At 71.8% G+C, this 21,518-nt stretch carries 19 protein-coding genes and 1 pseudogene; 11 read left to right on the top strand and 9 right to left on the bottom strand.

The window, feature by feature from the left end:
• Positions 1-5 precede the first annotated feature (5 nt).
• A complete protein-coding gene (locus ACQEV1_RS36790; RefSeq protein WP_433400480.1) occupies positions 6-668 on the bottom strand; it encodes a DUF4097 family beta strand repeat-containing protein in 663 nt (220 codons plus the stop codon).
• A gap of 256 nt (positions 669-924) precedes the next feature.
• Between ACQEV1_RS36790 and ACQEV1_RS36785 the strand changes: the two genes are divergently transcribed.
• Positions 925-1,707: a helix-turn-helix domain-containing protein gene (locus tag ACQEV1_RS36785; protein WP_433406041.1), complete on the top strand. Its 783-nt coding sequence runs from the start codon at positions 925-927 to the stop codon at positions 1,705-1,707.
• A gap of 22 nt (positions 1,708-1,729) precedes the next feature.
• Here ACQEV1_RS36785 and ACQEV1_RS36780 read toward each other — a convergent pair whose 3' ends face one another.
• The gene (locus ACQEV1_RS36780) at positions 1,730-2,728 is read right to left on the bottom strand and encodes an NAD-dependent epimerase/dehydratase family protein (protein ID WP_433400478.1); all 999 of its coding nucleotides are present in this window, start codon (positions 2,726-2,728) and stop codon (positions 1,730-1,732) included.
• A 111-nt stretch (positions 2,729-2,839) separates the two neighbouring features.
• Here ACQEV1_RS36780 and ACQEV1_RS36775 point away from each other — a divergent pair, with 111 nt between their 5' ends.
• Positions 2,840-3,568: a class I SAM-dependent methyltransferase gene (locus ACQEV1_RS36775; RefSeq protein ID WP_433400475.1), complete on the top strand. Its 729-nt coding sequence runs from the start codon at positions 2,840-2,842 to the stop codon at positions 3,566-3,568.
• On the opposite strand, the gene ACQEV1_RS36770 is transcribed toward ACQEV1_RS36775, so the two are convergent.
• The 3 genes from ACQEV1_RS36770 to ACQEV1_RS36760 are packed head-to-tail and all read right to left on the bottom strand — an operon-like array spanning position 3,549 to position 5,907.
• The gene (locus ACQEV1_RS36770; RefSeq protein ID WP_433400472.1) at positions 3,549-3,995 is read right to left on the bottom strand and encodes a hypothetical protein; all 447 of its coding nucleotides are present in this window, start codon (positions 3,993-3,995) and stop codon (positions 3,549-3,551) included. The two genes, ACQEV1_RS36775 and ACQEV1_RS36770, sit on opposite strands and share 20 nt — an antisense overlap.
• Positions 3,992-4,720 (bottom strand): response regulator, encoded by a 729-nt coding sequence (locus ACQEV1_RS36765; RefSeq protein WP_433400470.1) that lies wholly within the window; start codon positions 4,718-4,720, stop codon positions 3,992-3,994. Before ACQEV1_RS36765 ends, ACQEV1_RS36770 begins: the two co-directional genes overlap by 4 nt.
• A complete protein-coding gene (locus tag ACQEV1_RS36760; protein WP_433400467.1) occupies positions 4,717-5,907 on the bottom strand; it encodes a sensor histidine kinase in 1,191 nt (396 codons plus the stop codon). Before ACQEV1_RS36760 ends, ACQEV1_RS36765 begins: the two co-directional genes overlap by 4 nt.
• A 164-nt stretch (positions 5,908-6,071) precedes the next feature.
• On the opposite strand from ACQEV1_RS36760, the gene ACQEV1_RS36755 reads away from it, so the two are divergent.
• Positions 6,072-7,691 (top strand): nitrilase-related carbon-nitrogen hydrolase, encoded by a 1,620-nt coding sequence (locus ACQEV1_RS36755; RefSeq protein ID WP_433400464.1) that lies wholly within the window; start codon positions 6,072-6,074, stop codon positions 7,689-7,691.
• 151 nt (positions 7,692-7,842) lie between these two features.
• Here the strand turns inward: ACQEV1_RS36755 and ACQEV1_RS36750 are convergent, their stop codons facing one another.
• Entirely contained in the window at positions 7,843-8,517 is a 675-nt protein-coding gene (locus tag ACQEV1_RS36750; RefSeq protein ID WP_285632200.1) for a response regulator transcription factor, read from the bottom strand.
• A complete protein-coding gene (locus tag ACQEV1_RS36745; protein ID WP_433400461.1) occupies positions 8,487-9,830 on the bottom strand; it encodes a sensor histidine kinase in 1,344 nt (447 codons plus the stop codon). Before ACQEV1_RS36745 ends, ACQEV1_RS36750 begins: the two co-directional genes overlap by 31 nt.
• 173 nt (positions 9,831-10,003) lie before the next feature.
• On the opposite strand from ACQEV1_RS36745, the gene ACQEV1_RS36740 reads away from it, so the two are divergent.
• The 5 genes from ACQEV1_RS36740 (at position 10,004) to ACQEV1_RS36720 (ending at position 15,416) form a co-directional block, all read left to right on the top strand.
• Positions 10,004-10,840: a CPBP family intramembrane glutamic endopeptidase gene (locus tag ACQEV1_RS36740; RefSeq protein WP_285632206.1), complete on the top strand. Its 837-nt coding sequence runs from the start codon at positions 10,004-10,006 to the stop codon at positions 10,838-10,840.
• A gap of 86 nt (positions 10,841-10,926) precedes the next feature.
• Positions 10,927-11,682: an ABC transporter ATP-binding protein gene (locus ACQEV1_RS36735; protein ID WP_433406039.1), complete on the top strand. Its 756-nt coding sequence runs from the start codon at positions 10,927-10,929 to the stop codon at positions 11,680-11,682.
• Between the two features lie 3 nt (positions 11,683-11,685).
• Positions 11,686-13,629 (top strand): FtsX-like permease family protein, encoded by a 1,944-nt coding sequence (locus ACQEV1_RS36730; RefSeq protein WP_433400458.1) that lies wholly within the window; start codon positions 11,686-11,688, stop codon positions 13,627-13,629.
• Positions 13,630-13,742: 113 nt separating this feature from the next.
• Entirely contained in the window at positions 13,743-14,411 is a 669-nt protein-coding gene (locus tag ACQEV1_RS36725; RefSeq protein WP_432705648.1) for a HEAT repeat domain-containing protein, read from the top strand.
• Positions 14,412-14,417: 6 nt separating this feature from the next.
• Positions 14,418-15,416, top strand: coding sequence for a HEAT repeat domain-containing protein (locus ACQEV1_RS36720; protein ID WP_285632211.1), 999 nt, complete (start codon positions 14,418-14,420; stop codon positions 15,414-15,416).
• 15 nt (positions 15,417-15,431) lie between these two features.
• On the opposite strand, the gene ACQEV1_RS36715 is transcribed toward ACQEV1_RS36720, so the two are convergent.
• Entirely contained in the window at positions 15,432-16,097 is a 666-nt protein-coding gene (locus tag ACQEV1_RS36715) for a TetR/AcrR family transcriptional regulator (RefSeq protein WP_433400454.1), read from the bottom strand.
• A gap of 91 nt (positions 16,098-16,188) precedes the next feature.
• On the opposite strand from ACQEV1_RS36715, the gene ACQEV1_RS36710 reads away from it, so the two are divergent.
• The 3 genes and pseudogenes from ACQEV1_RS36710 to ACQEV1_RS36700 form a co-directional block, all read left to right on the top strand.
• Positions 16,189-17,319, top strand: a complete 1,131-nt coding sequence (locus ACQEV1_RS36710) for an FAD-dependent oxidoreductase (protein WP_433400451.1) — start codon at positions 16,189-16,191, stop codon at positions 17,317-17,319.
• 381 nt (positions 17,320-17,700) lie between these two features.
• On the top strand, positions 17,701-19,698 hold the full coding sequence (locus ACQEV1_RS36705) for a S53 family peptidase (protein WP_433400448.1): 1,998 nt from the start codon (positions 17,701-17,703) through the stop codon (positions 19,696-19,698).
• A 623-nt stretch (positions 19,699-20,321) separates the two neighbouring features.
• A pseudogene (locus ACQEV1_RS36700) lies at positions 20,322-20,420 on the top strand (hypothetical protein); the annotation flags it as partial.
• A 243-nt stretch (positions 20,421-20,663) separates the two neighbouring features.
• On the opposite strand, the gene ACQEV1_RS36695 reads toward ACQEV1_RS36700, so the two are convergent.
• Positions 20,664-21,314, bottom strand: a complete 651-nt coding sequence (locus tag ACQEV1_RS36695) for a GNAT family N-acetyltransferase (RefSeq protein WP_433400445.1) — start codon at positions 21,312-21,314, stop codon at positions 20,664-20,666.
• Between the last annotated feature and the right edge of the window lie 204 nt (positions 21,315-21,518).

Here is a 21,518-nt window from a genome sequence, read left to right as displayed (position 1 = left end):
GGTCCTCAGAGGCCGCGGGCGGTGATGTCGCCCTGGGAGGTGGTGGCGTGGATGTCGAGTCCGGGAGTGCCGTCGTTCTTGAGGGCGTTGCTGACGCGGCCGTGGCTGGTGCCGGCGTCGAGGGTGGCCGAGACGCCGGCCGCGGCGCCGATGGAGATGTCGCCGGACTGGGTGTGGAGGGTGACCTTGCCGCCGGTGGCCTCGGTGATGGTGATGTCGCCGCGTGCGGTGGTGATCTGCGCGGAGCCGCCGAGGCGGCCGACCTGGATGTCGCCGTCGGTGGCGGTGAGGTGGAGGTTCGCGGTCTCGTCGAGCTTGATGTGGCGGTAGGCGCCGTCGAAGGTGACGTCGCCGAGGCGGCCGACGGTGCGCAGTTCGGTGCTGGCGGCGGTGGCCTGGACGTGGGAGCCGGCGGGCAGCTTGACCGTCACCTCGATGGAGCCCGACGGGCCGAGGTACTGGTTCTTGGCCGGGACCTGAATCCGCAGGACGCCGTCGGCGTACTCGGCCGTGGTCTGCTCAGCGGCTTTCACGTCGCGGCTCTTGGCGGGGTTGGCGGGCTGGATCTCGATGGTGGTGTCGGCCCGGTCGGCGGCGATCAGCTGGACCCGTCCGGCGGGGACGTTCAGGACGACGGTGATCGGGCGGGGGGTGTCGAACTTCTGCATCGGGTGTTCCTCGGTGCCGGTGTTGTTTCTGACATCGCAAACGCTACGTTGCTTTCCAGATCTCCACAACTAGATCTTTGCGTAGAAACAACAAACATGCAGGTCAGAGATCAATAATCATTGCAACCGGCTCTCGTTTAACGCAATGGTGGGGCAGTCGTCCGTTGCAATGTATTGAAGGCGAACGCTATGGTGGAGGCGTCAGGGAACACCGAGCAGCGCCATGGAGCACCCGTGGGGCATGAAGGGGGTCGTGATGCCGGGAGGCAGGCTCACCCAGCAGGAGCGCCAGCAGATCGCGGCAGGGCTGGCCGACGGCCTGGCCTACGCCGAGATCGCCCGCCGTCTCGACCGTCCGACCTCGACGATCACACGTGAGGTGTCGCGGAACGGCGGCCCCGCCGGCTACCGCCCCGACCTGGCCCAGCGCGCCACCCAGCAGCGCACCCACCGGCGCCGGCAGGCCGCGCCCCGGGGAACGCGGGCGGCCGCGCAGCCTTACGGGCGCGACCCCGAGGCCGTGCGCGACTACGAGGAGACCCTCACCACCGTCTCCATGGCCGGGGGCCTGCCCAAGATGATGGCCCGGGTGCTGAGCTGCCTCTACACCACCGACACCGGGAGCCTCACGGCCTCCGAGCTCGCCCAGCGCCTCCAGGTCAGCCCGGCGTCCGTCTCCAAGGCGATCGCGTTCCTGGAGAGCCAGAACCTCGTCCGCCGGGAACGCGACGAACGCCGCCGCGAGCGCTACGTCGTCGACGACGACCTCTGGTACCAGGCGATGATCCGCAGCGCCCGCTCCAACGACGAGTTCATCGAGGCCGCACGGCAGGGCGTCGCCATCCTCGGCGCCGGTACTCCGGCCGCCACCCGCCTGGAGAACGCCGCCCGCTTCCTCGCCTTCGTCAGCGAAGCGCTCATCCGCGCCGCCGACCAGGGACGCGAGGTCCTTTACACCAAAACCGAAACGAGCCCGGACGGCAGCGCCGAGCCGAGTTCGGACCACGGACCCGCGGCCGTCCCGACGCCCACAGCCTGAGACGTAGCCGGCCGCGCTCCGGTCACCGGGCGCGGATCCGCTGGAGGACGCGCCGCTCCTTGTCGGGGTCGAGCCCGATCCCGGGGGCGCCCGGACGAGGGGCGGGATCTCCCTCGGCCTGGAGCCAGGCCCACGTGTCGGCGACCGTCTCCGGCATCGGCCGGAAGGTGAGCCCGCTGGCCACGGCGGCGGACACGTCCGAGTCGTGCATGCCGTCGTACTCACTGTTCAGCGGCAGCCAGATCGGCAGTTCGGTCCAGGGGCTGATGCCCGCCTCCTCGATCACGCCGGGGGAGACCCAGACCAGTTCGGCGTCCGCGCCGGTCACCCGTACGGCGGTCTCGAGCAGTTCGCGCATCGTGCAGTACCCGGACGGGCTGACGGTGTTGAATGCGCCGCCGATCCCGCGGTCCGCAGCCGACAGCATCCAGCGGGCCAGGTCGCGCGCGTCGACGTACTGGAGGGGGCGGTCGGGCTCGGGCGCCAGGACGGGCCCGCCGCGCTCGATCCGGCGCAGCCACCACGGCATGCGGCCGATGACCTCGTACGGGCCGAGGATGAGACCGGCGCGGGCGAGCAGCGCACGGTCGCCGAACGCCTCCAGGGCGGCGAGTTCGCCGCCGCGCTTCGCGGCGGCGTAGTCCTCGTCGTCCTTCGCGCCGGGGTCGCCGTCGACCACCGGGGCGTTCTCGTCGGCGCCCGGCGGGATCGGCCACCGGTGGACCGACCGGCTGGACACGTACCCGTAGTGACCGGTACGGCCGGCGAGCAGCTCGCAGGAGTCGCGCACCACGCGCGGCGGTCCGCTCCAGGTGTCGATCACCGCGTCCCACTCCCGGTCCGCGACCGCCCGGCGCAGGGCGTCGGGGTCGGTACGGTCGGCGACGAGGGCCTCCACCCCGGCTGCGGGTGCCCGGCTCAGTCCCCGGTTGACGGTGGTGACCTCGTCGCCCCGTGCCAGCGCCGTCTCGACGACGGCTCGGCCGACATGGTGCGTTCCTCCCAGTACGAGCAGTCTCATACGGCCATCGTGGCGGTCGGGGCGAACGGGCGACACGTCGTTTCACCGGAGGCGTAGCGGTGCAGTGAAAACCCGTCGCCGGAGCGGCCCGGCCGCGAGTACGGTCGCCGCGTGCCCGACGCGCTGTTCGCCCACCCTCGCCTCGCCCCCCTCTACGACGCCTTCGACGGCGACCGCGACGACCTCGCGGCCTACGTCGCCATCGCGGGCGAGCTGGGCGCGGACCGGGTGCTCGACGTCGGCTGCGGCACGGGCGGCCTGGCGATCCTGCTCGCCGACGCCGGCCGTACGGTCGTGGGCGTCGACCCGGCGCAGGCGTCGCTCGACGTCGCCAGATCCAAGGATCCGGCCGGGAGGATCACCTGGGTGCACGGCGACGCGCGTCGGCCGGCCGTACCGTCCGGATTCGACCTGGCGGTGATGACCGGGAACGTCGCGCAGGTCTTCCTCACCGACGACGACTGGGCGCGGACCCTCGGGAACGTGCACGCCGCGCTTCGCCCGGGCGGTCACCTCGTGTTCGAGACCCGGCGTCCCGAGCGCCGCGCCTGGCAGGAGTGGGCCGCCGACACCGCTCCGGTCACCCTGGACGTGCCGGGGATCGGCCCGGTGGAGCGGCGGATGGAGGTCACCGACGTGAGCCTTCCGCTGGTGTCCTTCCGTTACACCTACCGGTTCCCGGCCGACGGCGCGGTGCTCACCTCGGACTCGACGCTGAGGTTCCGCGACCGCGACGAGGTGGAGGCGAGCCTGGCCGAGGGCGGTTATCGCGTGCTGGACGTGCGGCAGGCACCGGACCGTCCCGGCCGGGAGTTCGTGTTCATCGCGGAGCGCTCGTGATCGTCACCCGCTCGGGAGCCGAGCGAGGGAATCGCCAGACCTGACCGGCGGTGCTCGTCGCGGTCACGGCCGTGTCGTCGAGCTCGACGACGGCGAAGGGGTCGGAGTACCGGCAGACCGCGAGCCACTCCAGCGTGTCCCCGCCGTCGCGGGTCAGCGCGACCCACCCGATGCTGCCGTGCGCGGCCGACTCGCCGGCGAGGGCCCGGCTCCCCGCCCGGTCGCACGACGCGAGGGTGAGGTCGACGTCGATCCAGTGGGACGCCGTCCACTGCCGCGCCCGTACGATCTCCCGCCACTCCCACTGCGGGGAGCCGGTGAACTCCTGGAGCTCCATCACCGCCAGGGTGCCGTCGCCGAAGAGGACCAGATCGCCGTCCGGCGCCCGCCGGGCGCGCCAGCGAGCCTGTACGTCATCGGCGGTCAAGGCCGGGGCCTCCTGGGTTCCGGGGGCTCGTCCCGCCCGTGCACGGCCGGGAGCAGGCCCGCTTCGTGCACGAGTATCGCGGCCTGGACGCGGTTGTCCAGGCCGAGGCGGGTGAGGATGCGGTTGACGCGGCTCTTCACGTTGGCCTGCGTCAGGCCGAGCGCATCGGCGATCTGGAGATTGGACAGCCCGCGCGCGACCAGGATGAGGACCCGCAGCTCGCGTTCGGTGAGCGCGTCGATGAGCTCGTGCCGGCCGGGGCCGGACACGCCGGGGACGAGGCCGAGGGGGAGCGCGGTGAACGTGCTGATGAGCCGGTGCGTGACGCTCGGGGCGAGCATGGCCTCACCTTCGGCGACGACGCGGATCGCGTGCGCGAGCTGGTCGGGCGGGCTGTTCTTCAGCAGGAAGCCGCCGGCGCCGGCGCGCAGGGCCGCGTGCACGTACTCGTCCAGGTCGAAGGTGGTGAGCACGAGGACACGGGGCGGAGGGGCGGGGTGCGGCCAGCCGTCGAGGATCCGCCGGGTGGCCTCGACGCCGGTCATGCCGGGCATGCGCACGTCCATGACGACGACGTCGGGCCGGAGACGGAGCGCCGCGGCGACGGCCTGTTCGCCGTCCGCGGCGTCGCCGACGACGCACAGGTCGTCGCGGCGGTCGATCACGGCGCGCAGCGCGGCCCGGACCATCTCCTGGTCGTCGACGAGGAGCACCCGGACGGTCATCGGACCTCCCGAAGCGGGAGTGCGGCGCGGACCCGCCACCCGCCGTCCGGGCGCGGGCCGAGGTGTGACGTGCCGCCGAAGGCGGTGACACGTTCCCGGACGCCGATCAGTCCCCGGCCGGATCCGGGTACGGGACGGTGGGCCGCGGCGGCCGGTCCGTTCTCGACCTCGACGGTCAGCACGTCGTCGTCGAGGCGCAGGGCGACCCGGACGTCGGTGGGACCGGCGTGCTTGACGACGTTCGTCAGTGCCTCCTGCACGATGCGGTAGGCCGAGACCTGGATCGCGGAGGGAACGGCGCCGGCCGACGGGTCCAGCGTCGCCGTCACGCGGCAGCCGGCCGCTTCGGCCGCCGAGACGAGCCGGTCGACGTGGGCGAGAGACGGCTCGGGACCGGCGTCCTCACCCGGCCCGGAGAGCAGGCCGAGAATGCGGCGCATCTCGATGAGCGCGGTGTCGGCGGTCGCCGCGATACGCGTCACGTCCGCGAGCGCCGGACCGTCCCGCAGCCCCTCCTCGGTGGACCGCGCCTGGACGGCGATGGCGCTGACGTGGTGTGCGACGACGTCATGGAGGTCGCGGGCGATGCGGGCCCGCTCGGTGAGGACGGCCTGCCGGGCGTTGGTCTCCCGCTCCACGCGCAGCCGTTCGTTCAGGGCCCGCAGCCGGCCGGCGTCGCTCTCGATCCGCCGCCGCCCGTACCCCAGGAGCCAGGCCAGGACGTAGAAGGCGGCGAACGTGGTCGCGGTGATCGGCTCCAGCGAGTCCAGGCGGGGCACCGGGGACCGGCCGCCGACGAGGTCGGTCACCGCCGCCGCGACGAGCGACAGCGCGGACCACGGAGCGCTCACGGCCGCCGGGGCGTACCGGGCGAGCGCGTACACCGCGAAGATCAGGAAGTACGGCCCCGGCGTCTTGCCCGGGACCGGGTCGATCGCCTCGAAGAGGACGAAGGCGACCGTCATCGCGCCCAGGACGGTGCGGGGACGCCGTCGCCGCCAGAACAGCGGAACGGTCTGCAGGCCCCAGAGCAGCACGCCGACCGTGCTCGGCGCCGGCGTCCGGCCGGACAGCGTCGCCATGTCGAACGCGGTGAGCCCGCCGCCGAGCGCCACGTCGACCAGCCAGGGCCGGCCGGCCACCCGGGTGTGTGCGCTGCGCAGGGCAGCCGTTACGTACGCCGTCATCAGTCGCCAACGTTAGATGTTCGCGGAGCTCACCGGATCGTCCGCGCGGACGCATCCATGGTTGCGCGGGCCGGGAGAGGATCGCCCCTCCAGACGATGCCCGTCGCCGATGCGCCCTTCTAGCGTCGAAACGCCCCTGAATCCCTGAGGAAAGAAGAAAGAGAATGGGCGACGAGAGGCGTACGACGACGGCATCGCTGCGGTACGCGTTCCTGGCGTTCGGCGCCGCGGCGATGCTGTTCGCGGTCGGCGGCCGCTGGGACCTCCCCCTCGCGGCGTGGATCTTCCCGGTCCTCCTGCTGCGTTTCACCCGTACCGGCCGTGCCTGGTCGGGCACCCTGTGGATCCTGCTCGCGAACATCGCCGCCGCCGTGTTCTGGGTCTACGAGTCGGCGCTGGGATTCAACGCCGTCATCCTCGCCGGAGCGGCCGGTCTCGGCCTGGTGCAGACGCTGCCGTTCCTGCTCGACCGGCTGCTCGTCGGCCGGCTGCACCCGTGGCCGGCGACGCTGGTCTTTCCCGCGGCGGTCGCCGGAGCCGAGTTCCTCATCACCCTGCTGTCGCCGTTCGGCACCGCCTACGGCTCGCTCACCGTCACGCAGTACGGGGACCTGCCCCTGCTGCAGGTCACCTCGATCACCGGCTCGTACGGGATCGGTTTCCTGATCGCCTGGCTCGCCAGTACGGTCAACCGCTTCTGGGAGCGCCCCTCGCGGCGTTCGGCCCGCGGCGGCCTCGTGTACGGGGCCGTCATGGCCGCCGTCCTGCTCGGCGGCGGTGCGCGGCTCGCCCTCCTTCCGGACGAGAGCGCGACGGTGCGGATCGCCGGTGTCAGCCCCGGCCGGGACGTGCTCGCCGCCCAGCAGGCCGCGATCGGCCGGGTCGACGGCGGCCGCCGGGAGGTCGCCGCCGCGCCCGCATCGCAGGTCGAACCGGCCATGAGGGCCGTGGAGGACCAGCTGCTCGCCCTCACGCGGCGGGAGGCCGACGCCGGGGCGGAGATCGTGATCTGGCCCGAAGAAGGCGTCAAGACGCAGGAGACGAGCGAGTCCGCCGCCATCGCGGCGGCCCGGAAACAGGCCCGCGAGTCCCGCATCTACCTGGAGATCGGCCTCGGCGTCTACAGCACGACCGGACCGGCGTACGGCCGCGACGAGGCCCTCCTCATCGGCCCCGACGGAAAGGTCCAGTGGACGTACCAGAAGGCGCACCCGATCCCCGGCTCGGAGCCGTTCACGCCGGGCGACGGCCGGGTGCCGGTCGTCGCCACCCCGTACGGCCGGATCGCGAACGTCATCTGCTACGACGCCGACTTCCCCGACCTGATGCGCGTACGCGCGGACATCATGCTCGTCCCGTCGCACGACTGGCGGGAGTACGGCGGCCCGCACACCGAGAAGGCCGCCCTGCGCGCCGTCGAAGGCGGCTACGCGCTGGTGCGCCAGGACGCCGAGGGCGTGTCGGCCGCCTTCGACGACCGGGGCCACGTCCTGGCCACCACCGACTCCCTCACGACGGATCCGCAGACGACCGTGGCCTACGTGCCGACGCGCGGCGCCACGACGGTCTACGACCTGGTCGGCGACACGTTCGCCTGGCTCTGCCTCGCCGCCGTCGGCGCGCTCGCGGTCATCGGCCTGGTCCGCCCCCGCCGGGAGCGGGCCGGTGGATCACCGTCGGCCCGGCATCCCGCCGCCCGGGGCGGTGACGGCCACGGTCAGGCCGACGGAGCTCAGCGGCGCGAGGTGCAAACCGCGGACCGGGCCGGCTCCGGCGGCCGGTGAGCCGAAGCGCGGTCACCAGCGCACCCGCGGTGAGGATCAGCGCGGCACGGCGATGGTCTACGCGTCGACCCCCACCGCAGCGCCGCGACCTCCCCGCCGATCGGCCACGTCCTACCGGCAGGCCGGGCGCCTTCGCCGACGGCGGTGGGCGTCACCGGCCGGAGCCGCTCCGTAGGTACGCCAGGACCGCGAGGACCCGGCGGCTCGTGTCGTCGTCCGGAGGCAGGTCGAGCTTGGCGAGGATGCTGCCGACGTGCTTGCCGACCGTGGCCTCGGAGACGACGAGCAGCCGGGCGATCGCGGTGTTCGAGTGTCCTTCGGCGATGAGGCCCAGGACCTCGTGCTCCCGCGCGGACAGCCGGCTCAGCGGGTCGCGCTGCCGGCGCAGCAGCTGGCGTACGACCTGGGGATCGACCACGGTGCCGCCGTCGGCCACCTGGCGCAGCGTGGCGACGAACTCCTCGACGTCGACCACCCGGTCCTTCAGGAGGTAGCCGACGCCCCGGCCGTCACCGGAGTCGAGCAGGTCCGAGGCGTAGCTCAGCTCCACGTACTGGCTGAGCGCGACGACGGCCAGACCCGGGTCGGCGCGGCGGAGTTCGACGGCGGCGCGCAGCCCCTCGTCCGTGTAGTCCGGTGGCATCCGAATGTCGGTCAGCACCAGGTCGGGGGCGTGCTCGGCCACGGCCTTCCGGAGCGCCACCGCGTCGCCGGCCGTGGCGACGACCTCGAACCCGAACCGGTGCAGCAGCCCCGCGAGCCCTTCCCGCAGGAGCACGCCGTCCTCGGCGAGGACTACTCGGACCGCGGTTCGCTCAGACTGCACGGAAGCTCCACACGTAGGACCGTCGGCCCGCCGGTCGGGCTCGACAGGAGCATTCTCCCGTCCGTCACGGCCACCCGGTCGGCCAGGCCGGTCAGGCCGGTGCCGCGCCGTGGGTCCGCGCCGCCGTCGCCGTCGTCTCGGATCTCCACGGTGAGCAGGTCGTCGTCGTGCCGTACGGTGACGCCGGCCGCGGTCGCCCCGCTGTGCTTGGCGATGTTGGTGAGCGCCTCGGTGACGACGAAGTAGGCCGTGCCCTCGATGTGGCGGGGCGGCCGGGCGGGCAGGTCGGCGTCCACCGTCACCGGGAGGTGGAACCGGTCGGCGAGCTCGCCGATGGCCGCCGGGAGCCCCCGGTCGGTGAGGACCCGGGGATGAATGCCGCGGACGAGTTCCCGCAACTCGACCATGAGCTGTTTCGCCTGTTCGTGTGCGTCGGCGACGCTCTGGCCGGCGGGCGATTCGGGCGGGAGGTCGAGCCGGGCGAGGCCGAGTCGCAGGGTGAGGCTGAGGAGGCGCTGCTGGGCGCCGTCGTGCAGGTCACGCTCGATCCGGCGGCGTTCGGCCTCGAAGGCGTCGACGAGCCGGGCGCGCGAGCGCGACACCTCGACCAGTTCCGCGCGCAGCCGCTCGTCCGTCCCGCGTGAGAGCAGGGCCCGCGCCATCGCGCCGTGCGCTCCGGCGAGCACCGCCAGCACGTACGCGGTGACCGGCAGCAGCACCAGACCGGCGGCCGCGTACGGCAGGGCCGCCGCCGGGGTGCCGGCGTGGCCGATGACGAGCGAGACGGGATGGCCGTCCCGTACCAGCAGGGGACTCGCGACCAGCCCGCCGAGCACGATCAGGAGCAGGAGGACGGCCGGCCACAGCGCGAGCGTGACGGCGCAGAGCAGGACGGTGTAACCGAACGCCCGCCAGGTGGCCGCCTCCGTGTAGCGGGTGCGCAGCCACGGCCACGGTCCGGCGGCCGGCGGGCGGCGGTGCGGGGACGCGATCGGCCGCGCGTCCACCAGGCGCAGCCGCCGCCGCTCCAGGGCCGCCAGGGGCAGCGCCACCAGCGGTCCGATCGCCACGATGATCAGCAGCCCGAGCCCGGCGAGCGACGTGATCACGGCGTACGGCGGCCGGGCCTCCCCGGTCGCCAGGCGCAGCGCGACGGCCCACGGTGAGCCGAGCAACACCAGCGGCAGGACGGCGACGAACGCGGGCACGGCGGCGGTCAGCAGGTAGCCCAGGGACCGCCACGGCCAGCGGCCGAGGAGGAAGCGGCGCCGCGCGACCGCCTCCAGCGCGGTGTTCGGCACGGCGGAGGGCACACGCGTCACGCTACCGGCGGCGCCGATCCGCGCCGCTCACGAGGCCGCCGCACCCGGCCTGGTAGGCCCAGCACCACCTCCGATCCGGTGGCCCACCGTGATGGCCGCGCCCCCGGCCCGGTGATTCCGTGAACGGACGCGTCCGACATCTACGGAAAGGTGCGTTCGGGCCTGTGGAAAAGCGCACAGGGGTACTCGCGTACCTCCTCATCTCCTTCGGCCTGTCCTGGGGGTACCTGTTCACCGCCCGGCTGTGGCTCGGGCTGTCGCTGGTCAACCCGCTGGTACAGCTGCCCATGGGTTTCGCGCCCGCCGTCGCGGCGGTGGTCGTACGCCGCTGGGTGACCGGCGAGGGGTTCCGCGACGCCGGTCTCGCGGTGCGGCTGCGGAGAGGCTGGTCGTCCTACCTCCTCGCCTGGGTGGGGCCGTTGCCGCTCGTCGCGGCCGCCGTCACGGTGGCGGCGCTGCTGGGTCTGTGGAAGCCCGACCTCACGCCGCTGGGGGCCTCCGGCCTGCCGGAGTGGGCGACGCCGCTCCTGCTGATGGTGGCGGTCGTTCCGCTCACCCCCGTCTACTGGGGCGAGGAGTTCGGCTGGACCGGCTACCTGCGGCCCCGGCTGTTCGCCGGCCGCCCGGCGGCGTCCGTCGCGGCGACGGGCCTGATCTGGGCGGTGTGGCACTACCCGCTGGCGTTCCTCGGGTACATCCAGTTCGGCGACGTCGTTCTCGGGCTGGCGGTCTGGACGATGTCCTTCATGTTCCAGGAGGTCGTTCTGGCCTGGCTCTGGGCGCGCAGCGGCAGCGTATGGGCGCCGAGTCTCGCGCACGCCGGGAACAACATGGTCCTGTCGCTGCTGACCGGCGAGCTCCTGTCGAAACTCGGTGCCACGGCCACCACGCTGCTCATGGCGCTGCCGATCGGCGCCGTCGCCGCCTGGATCCTGCTCACCGGCCGGCTCGGCACGGGCCGTCGGGCCGCTCCCCGGCCGGCCGGGTACGCGTACCGATGAGACCGGAGGTAGGGCCCGCCATACCCGAGGTTGGGGCCCCGGCCCGATGCCCGGACCCCCGCACCGGCGATGGAATCGCCTTCATGATGGTGGAACAGACCAGGCCGGGGGAGATGATCCGGCTCGCCGTGGAACTGCGCGGGGTGACCAGGGAGTACGGGCCGGGCCAGACGCGGGTCCGCGCGCTCGACGGCGTGCACCTCGGGTTCCCGGCCGGTTCGTGGACGGCGGTGATGGGGCCGTCGGGCTCGGGGAAGTCCACGCTGCTGCACTGCGCGGCCGGCCTGGAGAAGGTGAGCGGCGGGCGGGTCATCCTGCTCGGCCGGGACATCACCTCCGCGCCGGACGGGGTCCTCACCGTGCTGCGGCGCCGTACGGTCGGCTTCATCTTCCAGAGTTTCAACTTGATCGGTTCTCTGTCCGCGGAGCAGAACGTCGCCCTGCCGCTGAGACTGGCCGGGAGCAGGGTGTCCCGCAAGGACGTGCGCGACGTGCTGGCGGCCGTCGGGCTGGGCGACCGGCTGGCGCACCGGCCACGGGAGCTGTCGGGCGGTCAGCAGCAGCGGGTGGCCATCGCCCGCGCCATGGTGACCCGGCCCGAGGTTCTGTTCGCCGACGAGCCGACCGGGGCGCTGGACTCCACGTCCGCCCGTACGGTGCTGGGCCTGATGCGCGGCCTCGTCGACGCGGGAGGCCAGACGATCGTCATGGTGACCCACGACCCGGCGGCGGCCGCGAGCGCGGACGCCGTGGTGTTCCTGTCCGACGGCCGGGTCGTGGACCGCCTGGTCCGGCCCTCCGTGGGCGCGGTCGCCGACCGGCTCGCGCGGCTGGAGGGCTGAGCGATGCTGCGGTTGTCGCTCACGACGTTCCGGGAGCACCGGCGGTTGTTCGCCGGCGCCATCGTGGCCGTGGCCCTGGGCGTCGCGCTCCTGCAGTCATCGCTGCTGGTGATGGCGGCCATCGCCGACGCGAAGATACCGCCGGGGCTGTCCGGCCAGGCCAGGGAGCGACTGCGGGACTCCTACGCGGGCGCCGCGACGCTGCTCGGCATGACGGTGCTCCTGGCGGCGTTCCTGGCGCTGTTCATCGTGAGCTCGACCTTCGCCTTCACCGTGGCCCAGCGGCGCAGGGAACTCGCGCTGCTGCGCCTGGCCGGAGGGAGCCGCCCGCAACTCCTCGGCCTGCTGCTGTCCGAGGCGCTGCTGCTCGGCACGGCCGGGACGGCGACGGGCGTGCTGGCCGGCGTACCGGCCACCTGGGCGCAGTCGTGGTCACTGGTCGCGCTCGGCTTCCTGCCGGGCGGTTTCTCCCCGCACCTGGACGGCGGCATCATGCTCGGGTCGGCGTGCGCCGGGCTCGTGGTCGCGCTGCTCGGGGTGCTCGCGGCGGCCCGCCGGGCGGCGGCGGTACGCCCGCTGGAGGCCCTGCGCGACACCGGGCGCGCCGCGCGGGTGATGACCGTGTCCCGCTGGTTCTTCGGCACCTCCTCTCTGGCCGTCACGGTCTGGATGGTCTGGGTCGGGCAGGCGTCCGAGGTCCTGGGCGCGATCGTGATCGCGCTGGGCGTCTCGGTGATCGGAGCGGTGGCGCTGAGCCTGCTGAGCCCGCTGGCCGTACCGCTCGCGAGCCGGCTGCTCGGGCCGGTGCTGCGGTCGAGCACGCTCGGCGAGCTCGCCCAGGCGAACCTGCGGGACGCCGTGCGCCGCAGCGCCTCCACGGCCGCACCGCTCATCGTCCTCGTCGCCCTGGTGCTCGGCCTGACCGGAACGCTGGACTCGCTGGCCGCGATGGTCGGCGAGGAGCAGCGGCGCATCGTCGCGGGGGACCTGGTCGCGGACTCGACCGGCGCGGTCGCCGCGAGGATCGCGCAGGTGCCCGGCGTGGCGGTCGCGTCGGTCCAGTCCACGGTGCCGATCTCCGTGACGGGCCGGCACCGGAGGGCCGGCCGTACGTACCGGCGGACCCTCTACTCGGGCATCGTCGCGGTGGACCCGTCGTCCTACCGGCGAACCCACCGGCCGGCCCCGCGTGCCGGTTCCCTGGACCGGCTGCACGGCCGGACCATCGCCGTGGCCCCGGGGCAGAGCGAGGAGGGGTGGCGCCTCGGCGGCACGGTCACCGCGCGCGTCGGCGGGCAGCGGATGCGGCTGCGGATCGTCGCCCTGCTGCCGCCGACCCTGGAGAACGGCGCCGACAACTTCCTCGTGCCCCGTGAACTGATCCCGGCCGCGGTCGCGGCCCGGGCGCCGGCGCAGACGGTGATCCAGGTCGCCCCGGGCACGGACCCCGCGGCGGTGGCCGGGCGGCTCCGCGCCGCCGGCGTCGGCACGGTGCGTACGCCGGCCCGCTGGGCCGACGACCGGGCCGCCGCGGAGGAACGCGCGAACATGGCGATCTTCGCCGTCCTCATGGGCCTCGGCGGCCTGTACGCGGCCGTCGCCGTCGTCAACGCGGTGGTCATCGCCGGCGCCGAGCGTACGGCGGAGTTCGCGGTCGCCCGCGTCACGGGCCTGAGCCGATCCCAGGTCGTGCGCATGGCACTGATCGAGGCGTCGGCGGTGACCGCGATCGGGCTGGCCCTCGGCGGCCTGGTCGCGGCGGGCGCACTGGCCGGCATCGGCGCGGCCGGCGTCCGCGCCGTCGGCGTCCCGCTCATCGCGGTGCCGTGGACCCCGCTGCTCCTGCTGGTCCCGGGAGCCTTCCTGGTCACCGGCGCGACCAGCGTTTGGAGCACACTGTCGGCCACCCGCCGGCAGCCGGTCACCCTGGTGACCGCCCGGGAGTGAGCCTTCCCGCTCTGATGCGGGGGCCGGCAGGTCCGCGAGCCCGACGATCTGGCGGGCTCGCTTGACCTTGACACAGTGACAAGGCATTCACTGCGGCCCGGGAGGTGGTTCCGATGACCATGTCGGAAGAGGAGACGAACGCGATGCGCGCTCTCCGGGGGCTGGAGAACAGCAGTTCGTCGGTGCGGCTGAAAGCGGCGATGGCGGTCGGCACGACCCCGGACCCGAGGTTCGTCGACAAGCTGATCGAACGGTGCGCGATCGAGCCCGAGTTCTTCGTGCGCGAGATCCTCACGTGGGCACTCACCCGCCACGAGTCCTCGATGACGGTCCCGAAGCTCATCGACGAACTCCGTTCGGAGCGTGCGCAGGCACGGAGCCAGGCGTTGCACACGTTGTCCAAGATCGGGGATCGGCAGGGGTGGCCGGCGATCACCCGGGCGCTGCTGACCGACGCCGACGACGAGGTGGCGCGGAGCGCGTGGCGAGCGGCGGTCGTGCTCGTGCCCGATGATGAAGGGGCCGAGCTGGCCGAAGTGTTGACGACCCAGCTCGGGCGCGGCGAGCGTGAGACGCGGTTGAGCCTCAGCCGGGCGCTGATCGCGCTCGGGGAGGTGATCATGCCGGCCCTGCGCGTCGCGATGACGGATCCCGACCCCCGCGTGCGCCGGCACGCGATCGCCACGGAACGGCTGTGGCACGACCCGGAGGCCGGATTCGACTTCGCGATCGAGGAGGCGAAGCGGGTCGTGGCCCTCGGCGCGACCGGCCGGGAGGAGTGATGGGCAGTGTTGATCGGTGATGTGGCACGACGGTCCGGGGTCAGCGCCCGCATGCTCAGGCATTACGAGTCGCTCGGCCTGGTGCGGCCGACGGGTCGTACCGGGGCCGGTTACCGGGAGTACTCCAGCGAGGACATCCGGCGGATCTTCCATATCGAGAGCCTTCGGTCACTGGGGTTGTCGCTGCGTGAGGTCGGGCGCGCGCTGGACGACCCCGGCTTCACGCCCTCCGAGCTGGTCGACGAGCTCATCCGCCAGACGCGCGAACGCATCGCGGCCGAGACGGAGCTGCTCACGCGGCTCCGCCGGATCGGTGCCGCGGAACCCGCCGGCTGGGAGAACGTCCTCCAGATCGTCGCGCTCCTCCAGGCTCTGGGGTCGGAGAGCGCCGGCAGGCGCCAGCGTGCGGCCCTGTCCTCGGCCGAGGACGTTCCGGTGGAGGCTCTGGTCGAGGCGGCGTTGAGCGAGACGGATCCGAACGTCGCCGGAGCCCTTCGATGGGCTCTGGCCCGGTCGGGCGATGACGGATCGGCACTGCTGGCGGAGGGTCTCGACTCACCCGTGGCCGAGGTGCGGAAGCGCGCGGTCCAGTCCATCGCGGAGATTCCGACCGGCGAGGCGACCGCACTGTTGCGGGACGCCCTCACGAACTCCGACGTCGTGGTCCGCAGGTGCGCGGCTCTGGCGCTCGGGGCGCGTGGAGTGGTCGACGCGGTCCCGACGCTCATCGACATGATCGTCGAGGAGACGAACGACGCCGACGCGGCCGATGCGATCAGCGCGCTGGCGCGTGATCCCGCATTGGCGGATGAGATCGCCACCAGGCTCGTCGACCGCCTCGCCCACGGCACCGTCGAATCGTCCGCACGTCGGTGGCTGACAGAGGCGCTCGCGGACATCCCGGGGACCACGACGTCACGTGCCCTCGCGGAGCTGTCACATGACGAAGACCGTGCCGTCGCGCTCACTGCGGCCTACATCCTCAAGCTGCGCGACGAACGATAGAGGGGCAGCGGTCGTCTACCGGAGGGTCGCGATGCCGGCCAGGAAGATGTCGATGCCGGAGAGGAACTGCTCGCGGTCGTCGTGCTCGGGCAGCCGCGCCGCCGCCTTGTGCACGAACGGGTACTTGCCGGGGTCGAGCTCCGCCCACTGTGCGGCGATGGCGGACAGGAAGGCCGTCCGGTCCACCTCGCCGGAGGCGTGGGCCCGGGCGTTCGCGGCGTTCTGCCCGGCGACACCGAGGACGTAGTTCACCAGCGCGCCCGCGGCGTCGAAGAGCGCCTGCCCGGGAACGCCGAGTGCGTCGAGCAGTCCGCCGATGCACTCGTAGATCTCCAGCAGCGCGGGACGCCACGGCTCCCGGGAGAGTTGGGCGCCGACCCAGGGGTGTGCGTCGATCGCGTCGAACAGGCCCAATGCCACGGTACGCAGAGCCTCGCGCGGTTCCGCGTCGACGACCACGCCGGTCATCACTCCGGCGATGATGTCGTCCGTGGCCGCCGCGAGCAGGTCGCTCTTGTTCTCGACGTGGTGGTAGACCGCCCCGTAGCCGGTGCTCAGGCGGCTGGTGATCGCACGCAGGGTCAGCGCGGCCTCGCCGCCGGTGTCGAGAAGGTCGGTCGCGGCCTTGACGATCACCTCTCTGGACAGCCGATCCGCGCGCCGCTGAGTCCTCTTCGCCACAGGCCCCATCATGCCACGGTTGGATCGCCGATCCAAAAGGGTGTTAGCGTGTTGGATCGGCGATCCAATCAAGCTTGTGGGAGGAAACACCATGACCACCCCTGTCACGATCATCGGAGCCGGTCTCGGCGGTCTCGTGCTGGCCCGCGTCCTGCACCTGCACGGCATCCCGGTCACGGTCCACGAGGCGGAGCCCTCGCCGGCCGCGCGCCGTCAGGGCGGGTTGCTCGACATCCACCCGTGGAACGGCCAACCGGCGCTCGAGGCGGCCGGCCTGACCGAGGGGTTTCGCGAGCTCATCCTGGAAGGACGCGAGTCGTATCGGGTCCTCGACCGGCACGGGACCGTGCTGCTCGACCGGCCCGACGACGGCACGGGAGTGCGTCCCGAGGTGCAGCGCGGCGAGCTGCGGCAGCTGCTGCTCGATTCGCTCCCGCACGGCATCGTCCGATGGGGCGGCAAGGTCACCGGCGTGCGGGCGCTGGACGAGGGCCGCTACGAGGCGAGACTGAACGACGGCACCACCGTCGTCACGAGCCTGCTCGTCGGCGCGGACGGCGCATGGTCACGGGTTCGCCCGCTGCTCTCCGACGCCACCCCCCGGTACGTCGGCGTGTCGGTCGTCGAGACGTTCCTGTTCGACGGCGACACCCGCCATCCCGCCGCCGCGAAAGCGGTCGGCGCCGGATCGCTGTTCGCGCTCGCGCCGGGCAAGGGCATCGTGGCTCACCGGGAGAGCGGCGGAACCCTGCACACTTACGCACAACTGCTGAAGCCGCAGGACTGGCTCGCCGACGTCGATGTCACCGAGGCCGCGACCGTGACCGCGCGGGTCGTCGAGGAATTCGCCGGCTGGGCCCCCGAGCTCACCGCCCTCATCACCGAGAGCGACACCCCTCCGGTCCTGCGCCGCCTCTTCACCCTGCCCGTCAGGCACCGCTGGGACCGTGTGCCGGGGGTGACCCTCCTCGGCGACGCCGCCCACCTCATGCCGCCGAACGGCGAAGGCGCCAACCTGGCCATGCAGGACGGCGCCGAACTCGGCCGGGCCATCGCCGCGCATCCCGACGACACCGAGGCCGCCCTCGCCGAGTTCGAGCAGGCCATGTTCGCGCGCGCGGCCGCCGAAGCCGCGGACGACGACCTCTACGAGGTCATGTTCGGTGATGGCGCGCCCAACAGCATGGTCGCCCTGCTGACCGGGGCCGAGCAGACGTCTTGACCCGCCCGCATGCCTCATGCCCAACGAAACTCCGATAGCTCGGATGTGTCTCATTGGGTGGCCACCAGAACAACGGCGGCCGAATCGTAACGCGACGTGAGCGAAGAATTACGAATTGCGGATCGTGTGTCGACGGTGGAAAGGCAGGAAGGCCCCGGCCCTGGCCCTGACCTGCCATTCGTAACCGGTGTCCGTTCACTGCGGTTGTGTGTCAGCCATCCGTAAGAGCGCTCTGGTTGGCTCTGGTGCTTGCGAGCCCCCGGGGGGATCGCCTCAGTATCGACAGAATCCTTTACAGAAAAGGAAACAGTGAATATTCAATTCAACAGAGCTTCGGGCCGGGCTCTTTTCAGACGCCGGACCGGAGTGTCGGTCGCCGTCGTGTTGTCCTTGTCCGCGGTGACCGTGGTGCCCGCCGTCGCCGACGTCGGCGCGGACGACCGGGTCGCGGTGGCGGACGCTCGCCCCGCCTGGGCGGTCGCCTCCGCGGCCCGGGGCCACGCCGACTCCGGCACGCGACTGAACGCCCGGGTCTACCTCGCCGGACGGGACCCGCGAGGACTGAACGCGTTCGTCGCCTCGGTGTCGGATCCGAAGAGCCGCGCTTACCGGCACTTCCTCACCCCGGCCCAGTACAGGGCGCGATTCGGGCCCACCGACGCCCAGACCACCGCGGTCCGGTCCTGGCTCGAGTCCGCGGGGCTGACCGTCACCGGGTCCAACCAGCACTACGTCTCGGTGCGCGGCTCGGTCGCCCAGGCCGAGAAGGCGTTCGGGACGACCATCGACGACTACCCGGACGCCACCGCCAAGGGCGCCATCCACTACGCCCCGGCGGGGCGGGTCACCGTGCCGGCCTCGATCTCCTCCGCGGTCCTCGGCGTCACCGGTCTCGACAACGGTTCTCACCGGACGAGACCACTCGTCGCGAACGACGGCGCCGTGCGGAACAGCGCCACGCAACGGGACGACACCCTGCCCGGACCGCCCTCGGCCGTACTGCGGGCCGGTCCGTGCTCTGCTTATTACGGCCAGAACCCGGCGAAGGACAAGCCTCCGACGTACGGTCGCACCGGGGTCTGGACGAACTGCGGTTACACCCCGCAGCAGTTCCGTTCGGCGTACCGCCTGAGCAACGACCTCACCGGCGCGGGCCAGACCGTGGCGATCGTGGACGCCTACGCCTCGCCGACGATCGAGTCCGACATCAGCACCTTCACCAAGAACCACGGCGTCGCGAACCTCAAGCCGGGCCAGTTCACCCAGAGCCTGCCCAGCGCCTGGAACAGCGTGAGTGAGTGCGGCGGCAACTCCTGGTACGTCGAGGAATCGATAGACGTGACCGCCGTGCACGACATCGCGCCGGACGCGAAGATCGCGTACGTGGCCGCGGCCTCGTGCAACGTGGAGGACGAGCAGGAGGCGTTGAGCCGGATCGTCGACAACAAACTGGCCACCATCGTCACCAACTCGTGGAACCGGGACGAGGAGAGCCACACCAGCCAGGCCGAGCGGGACGCGTTCGAGCAGATCTTCAAGCAGGGCGCGGCCGAGGGCATCGGCTTCTACTTCAGCAGCGGTGACTGCGGCGCGGACGACCCGAACACCGGGTGCCCGGTGTACACCGACGGCCCGTACACCGAGTTTCCGCCCTCCGACCCCTATGTGACCGCGGTCGGCGGCACCAGCCTGGCGGTCGGCTCCGACGGCAGGCAGCTGTGGCAGACCGGCTGGAACAACGTCGCCTCCAACCTCACCCCGGACGGCACCGCCTGGACTCCCGAGCCGGGGACCGGCTACCCGTCGACGTACCTCAGCGGCGCCGGCGGTGGCACCAGCGTCCTGTATCCCCAGCCGTCGTACCAGGCGAACGTGGTGCCCGAGAGCCTGTCGAAGACCCTGCCGAACGGCAAGCCGCTGACCAGCCCGATGCGGGTGGTGCCGGACGTGGCCGCGGACGCGGACAACAACACCGGCATCCTCGCCGGTTCGACGCAGCACTTCCCCGACGGCACGGACCGCTACCACGAGACCCGGTGGGGCGGCACCAGCCTGGCCGCGCCGCTCTTCGCCGGGATCCAGGCGGTGACCCAGCAGGTCATCGGCGCGCCCTTCGGATTCGCCAACCCGGCGATCTACGCCCAGCACGGCACCGCGGCGTTCGATGACGTCACCGACACACCGGGCGGTCCCAACCTGCTCCTCGGCGTGGTCCGCAACGACTACACCAACCCCTCCGACCCGAACAGCCCGCTCATCACCCGGGCCCAGACCTTCGGCCACAACGGCCTGACCCACGCGACCACCGGTTACGACAATGTGACCGGCCTCGGCTCACCGGGCGCGAAGTACTTCACGGCCTACGGCTCCCGCCCGTAGGCCCGGCGGCCCGGCGAACGCCCGCCCCCTCCGCGAGGCTCACCTTTCACCGAGTCCGCGGAGCGGGGCGGGCGGCCGGCCTTTGCCGCGCTCCTCGATGAGCTCGACCAACGCCTCACGGAGTAGCTTGTGAGTGCGTCGCACCCGCACGTTGTCAACTGACTGAGGCAGGACACTCGGCTGCGGCCGGTCGGCTATCGGCTGGTCGGCGCGTTCGATGACGATCACGCCCACGACTTCGCCGCGGGAACGCGGCTACACCGGCAGCCAGAACCTCCTCTACCGCTACATCACCCAAGGTCGCGTCGAAGACGATCGACCCGCCCTCTCGCCCCGCAGGCGTTCGCGACTACTGCTCACCCATCCGGACACCCTCAAGCCTGACCAGCAAAAACTCCTCCATAAGACCACCAGCGCCTGCTTGGAGATGACTCAACTCGCCTCACTGGTCCGCGTCTTCGCCCAACTCCTCGTCTCCGCCGAGGACAACGCGGACCGCCTGGAGAAGTGGATCCACGCCGCGGAAGAGGTAAACCTGCCGCACGTCCACTCATTCATCCGCGGTCCGCGACTCGACCAGGACGCCGTCCGCGCCGCTCTGACCCAGCGAACACCACAACGGTGGGACCGAGGGCGTCAACACCAAGACGAAGTTGATCAAAAGGCAGATGTACGGCCGGGCAGGCTTCCATCTCCTACGCCACCGCATCCTCCTCCAATAGCCTCACTCTCCGCTACCACCGAAAGAGCGACAGAGCCGAACGCTGGACAGACCCAGGAGCAGGGCTAACAGATGGGCTACCGATTCCTCCCAGCGTTATCGTGCGGTCGTGAAAGGTTTCGCACAATGTCCGCTGCTCTTTCTCGATGTAGATGGACCGCTCATCCCCTTCGGAGCGTGTCAGCGGCCGGTTCCGACTCCCCATCGGCGGCCGGTTAGCGGGGAGTTATCCGGCTGTCTGCGGTCAGGCAGTGTTGATCCCGAACATAGGTAGGCACGGGGTGAGTCCGTCGATGGTGACGGGGATCGTGCGGTGGCGTTCCCACGCCTCCCGGGTGAGGCGCATCCGGCAATCGATGACCATGGCATCGCGGACGAGATGACGATCAAGACCGTCGGGTTGGTAGCCGAGCTTTCGCGAGACAGCTTGTGAGGCCGGGTTGTCCGCGAATGCGCTAGAGACGGCTTCCTCGGCGCCCAGTTCGGTGAAGGCAAGGTGCAGGACGGCGGCGCGCATCTCGGTGCCGATTCCCTGCCGCTGGTGGCGCTGTCCCAGCCATGAGCCGGTCTGCACCCGGCGGATGACCGCCAGGTCACGTGCGCCGATGGACTGCTGCCCGACGACATCGCCGGCATGGAACACGGTGAAGCTGAGCGACCAGTCCTGCGAGGACCAATTCCCCAGCCTCAGCCAGTGGTGCTGGATGACAGCCCTGGCGACCTCGGCGGTCGGCTGGTCGGTCCACGGGATGAGGAACGGCATCACATCAGGGGCGTGAATGCCGTCAGCGGCTACCTCTGCCAGGGTGGCCAGTTCTTCGGGCGACGGCAGCCGCAGCTCAAGCCGCGGTGTCCTCAGCCGCAGTCCCAACAGCGGAAAATGATCGACCAGCATCCCCCCATCCTGGCCACGCGACCGTCGCGGTTCATCTCGTTTTCCGGCCCCGGCTCCCGGAGCGGCGGGCCACATGGCGAGTAGCTACGGAAAGTGACAACCCAACTGGCCGTATCGTCGATTGGGCAGACGGGTGCTCGTTTGCCTGGGTCGATGACGAGATCACCGATACCGATCACATCTGGCCATCCGCCCACCATCCAG

The sequence above is a fragment of the Actinoallomurus sp. CA-142502 genome (assembly GCF_050936355.1).
Classification (GTDB): Bacteria; Actinomycetota; Actinomycetes; order Streptosporangiales; family Streptosporangiaceae; genus Actinoallomurus; species Actinoallomurus iriomotensis.
This window is presented reverse-complemented; position numbering and strand designations above follow the sequence as displayed.

Bases quoted from the DNA above. Each gene is read 5' to 3' on its own strand.
- ACQEV1_RS36790 (WP_433400480.1), bottom strand. From the start codon at position 668: ATGCAGAAGTTCGACACCCCCCGCCCGATCACCGTCGTCCTGAACGTC.
- ACQEV1_RS36785 (WP_433406041.1), top strand. From the start codon at position 925: ATGCCGGGAGGCAGGCTCACCCAGCAGGAGCGCCAGCAGATCGCGGCA.
- ACQEV1_RS36765 (WP_433400470.1), bottom strand. From the start codon at position 4,720: ATGACCGTCCGGGTGCTCCTCGTCGACGACCAGGAGATGGTCCGGGCC.
- ACQEV1_RS36725 (WP_432705648.1), top strand. From the start codon at position 13,743: ATGACCATGTCGGAAGAGGAGACGAACGCGATGCGCGCTCTCCGGGGG.
- ACQEV1_RS36780 (WP_433400478.1), bottom strand. From the start codon at position 2,728: ATGAGACTGCTCGTACTGGGAGGAACGCACCATGTCGGCCGAGCCGTC.
- ACQEV1_RS36695 (WP_433400445.1), bottom strand. From the start codon at position 21,314: ATGCTGGTCGATCATTTTCCGCTGTTGGGACTGCGGCTGAGGACACCG.
- ACQEV1_RS36710 (WP_433400451.1), top strand. From the start codon at position 16,189: ATGACCACCCCTGTCACGATCATCGGAGCCGGTCTCGGCGGTCTCGTG.
- ACQEV1_RS36760 (WP_433400467.1), bottom strand. From the start codon at position 5,907: ATGACGGCGTACGTAACGGCTGCCCTGCGCAGCGCACACACCCGGGTG.
- ACQEV1_RS36730 (WP_433400458.1), top strand. From the start codon at position 11,686: ATGCTGCGGTTGTCGCTCACGACGTTCCGGGAGCACCGGCGGTTGTTC.
- ACQEV1_RS36755 (WP_433400464.1), top strand. From the start codon at position 6,072: ATGGGCGACGAGAGGCGTACGACGACGGCATCGCTGCGGTACGCGTTC.
- ACQEV1_RS36735 (WP_433406039.1), top strand. From the start codon at position 10,927: ATGGTGGAACAGACCAGGCCGGGGGAGATGATCCGGCTCGCCGTGGAA.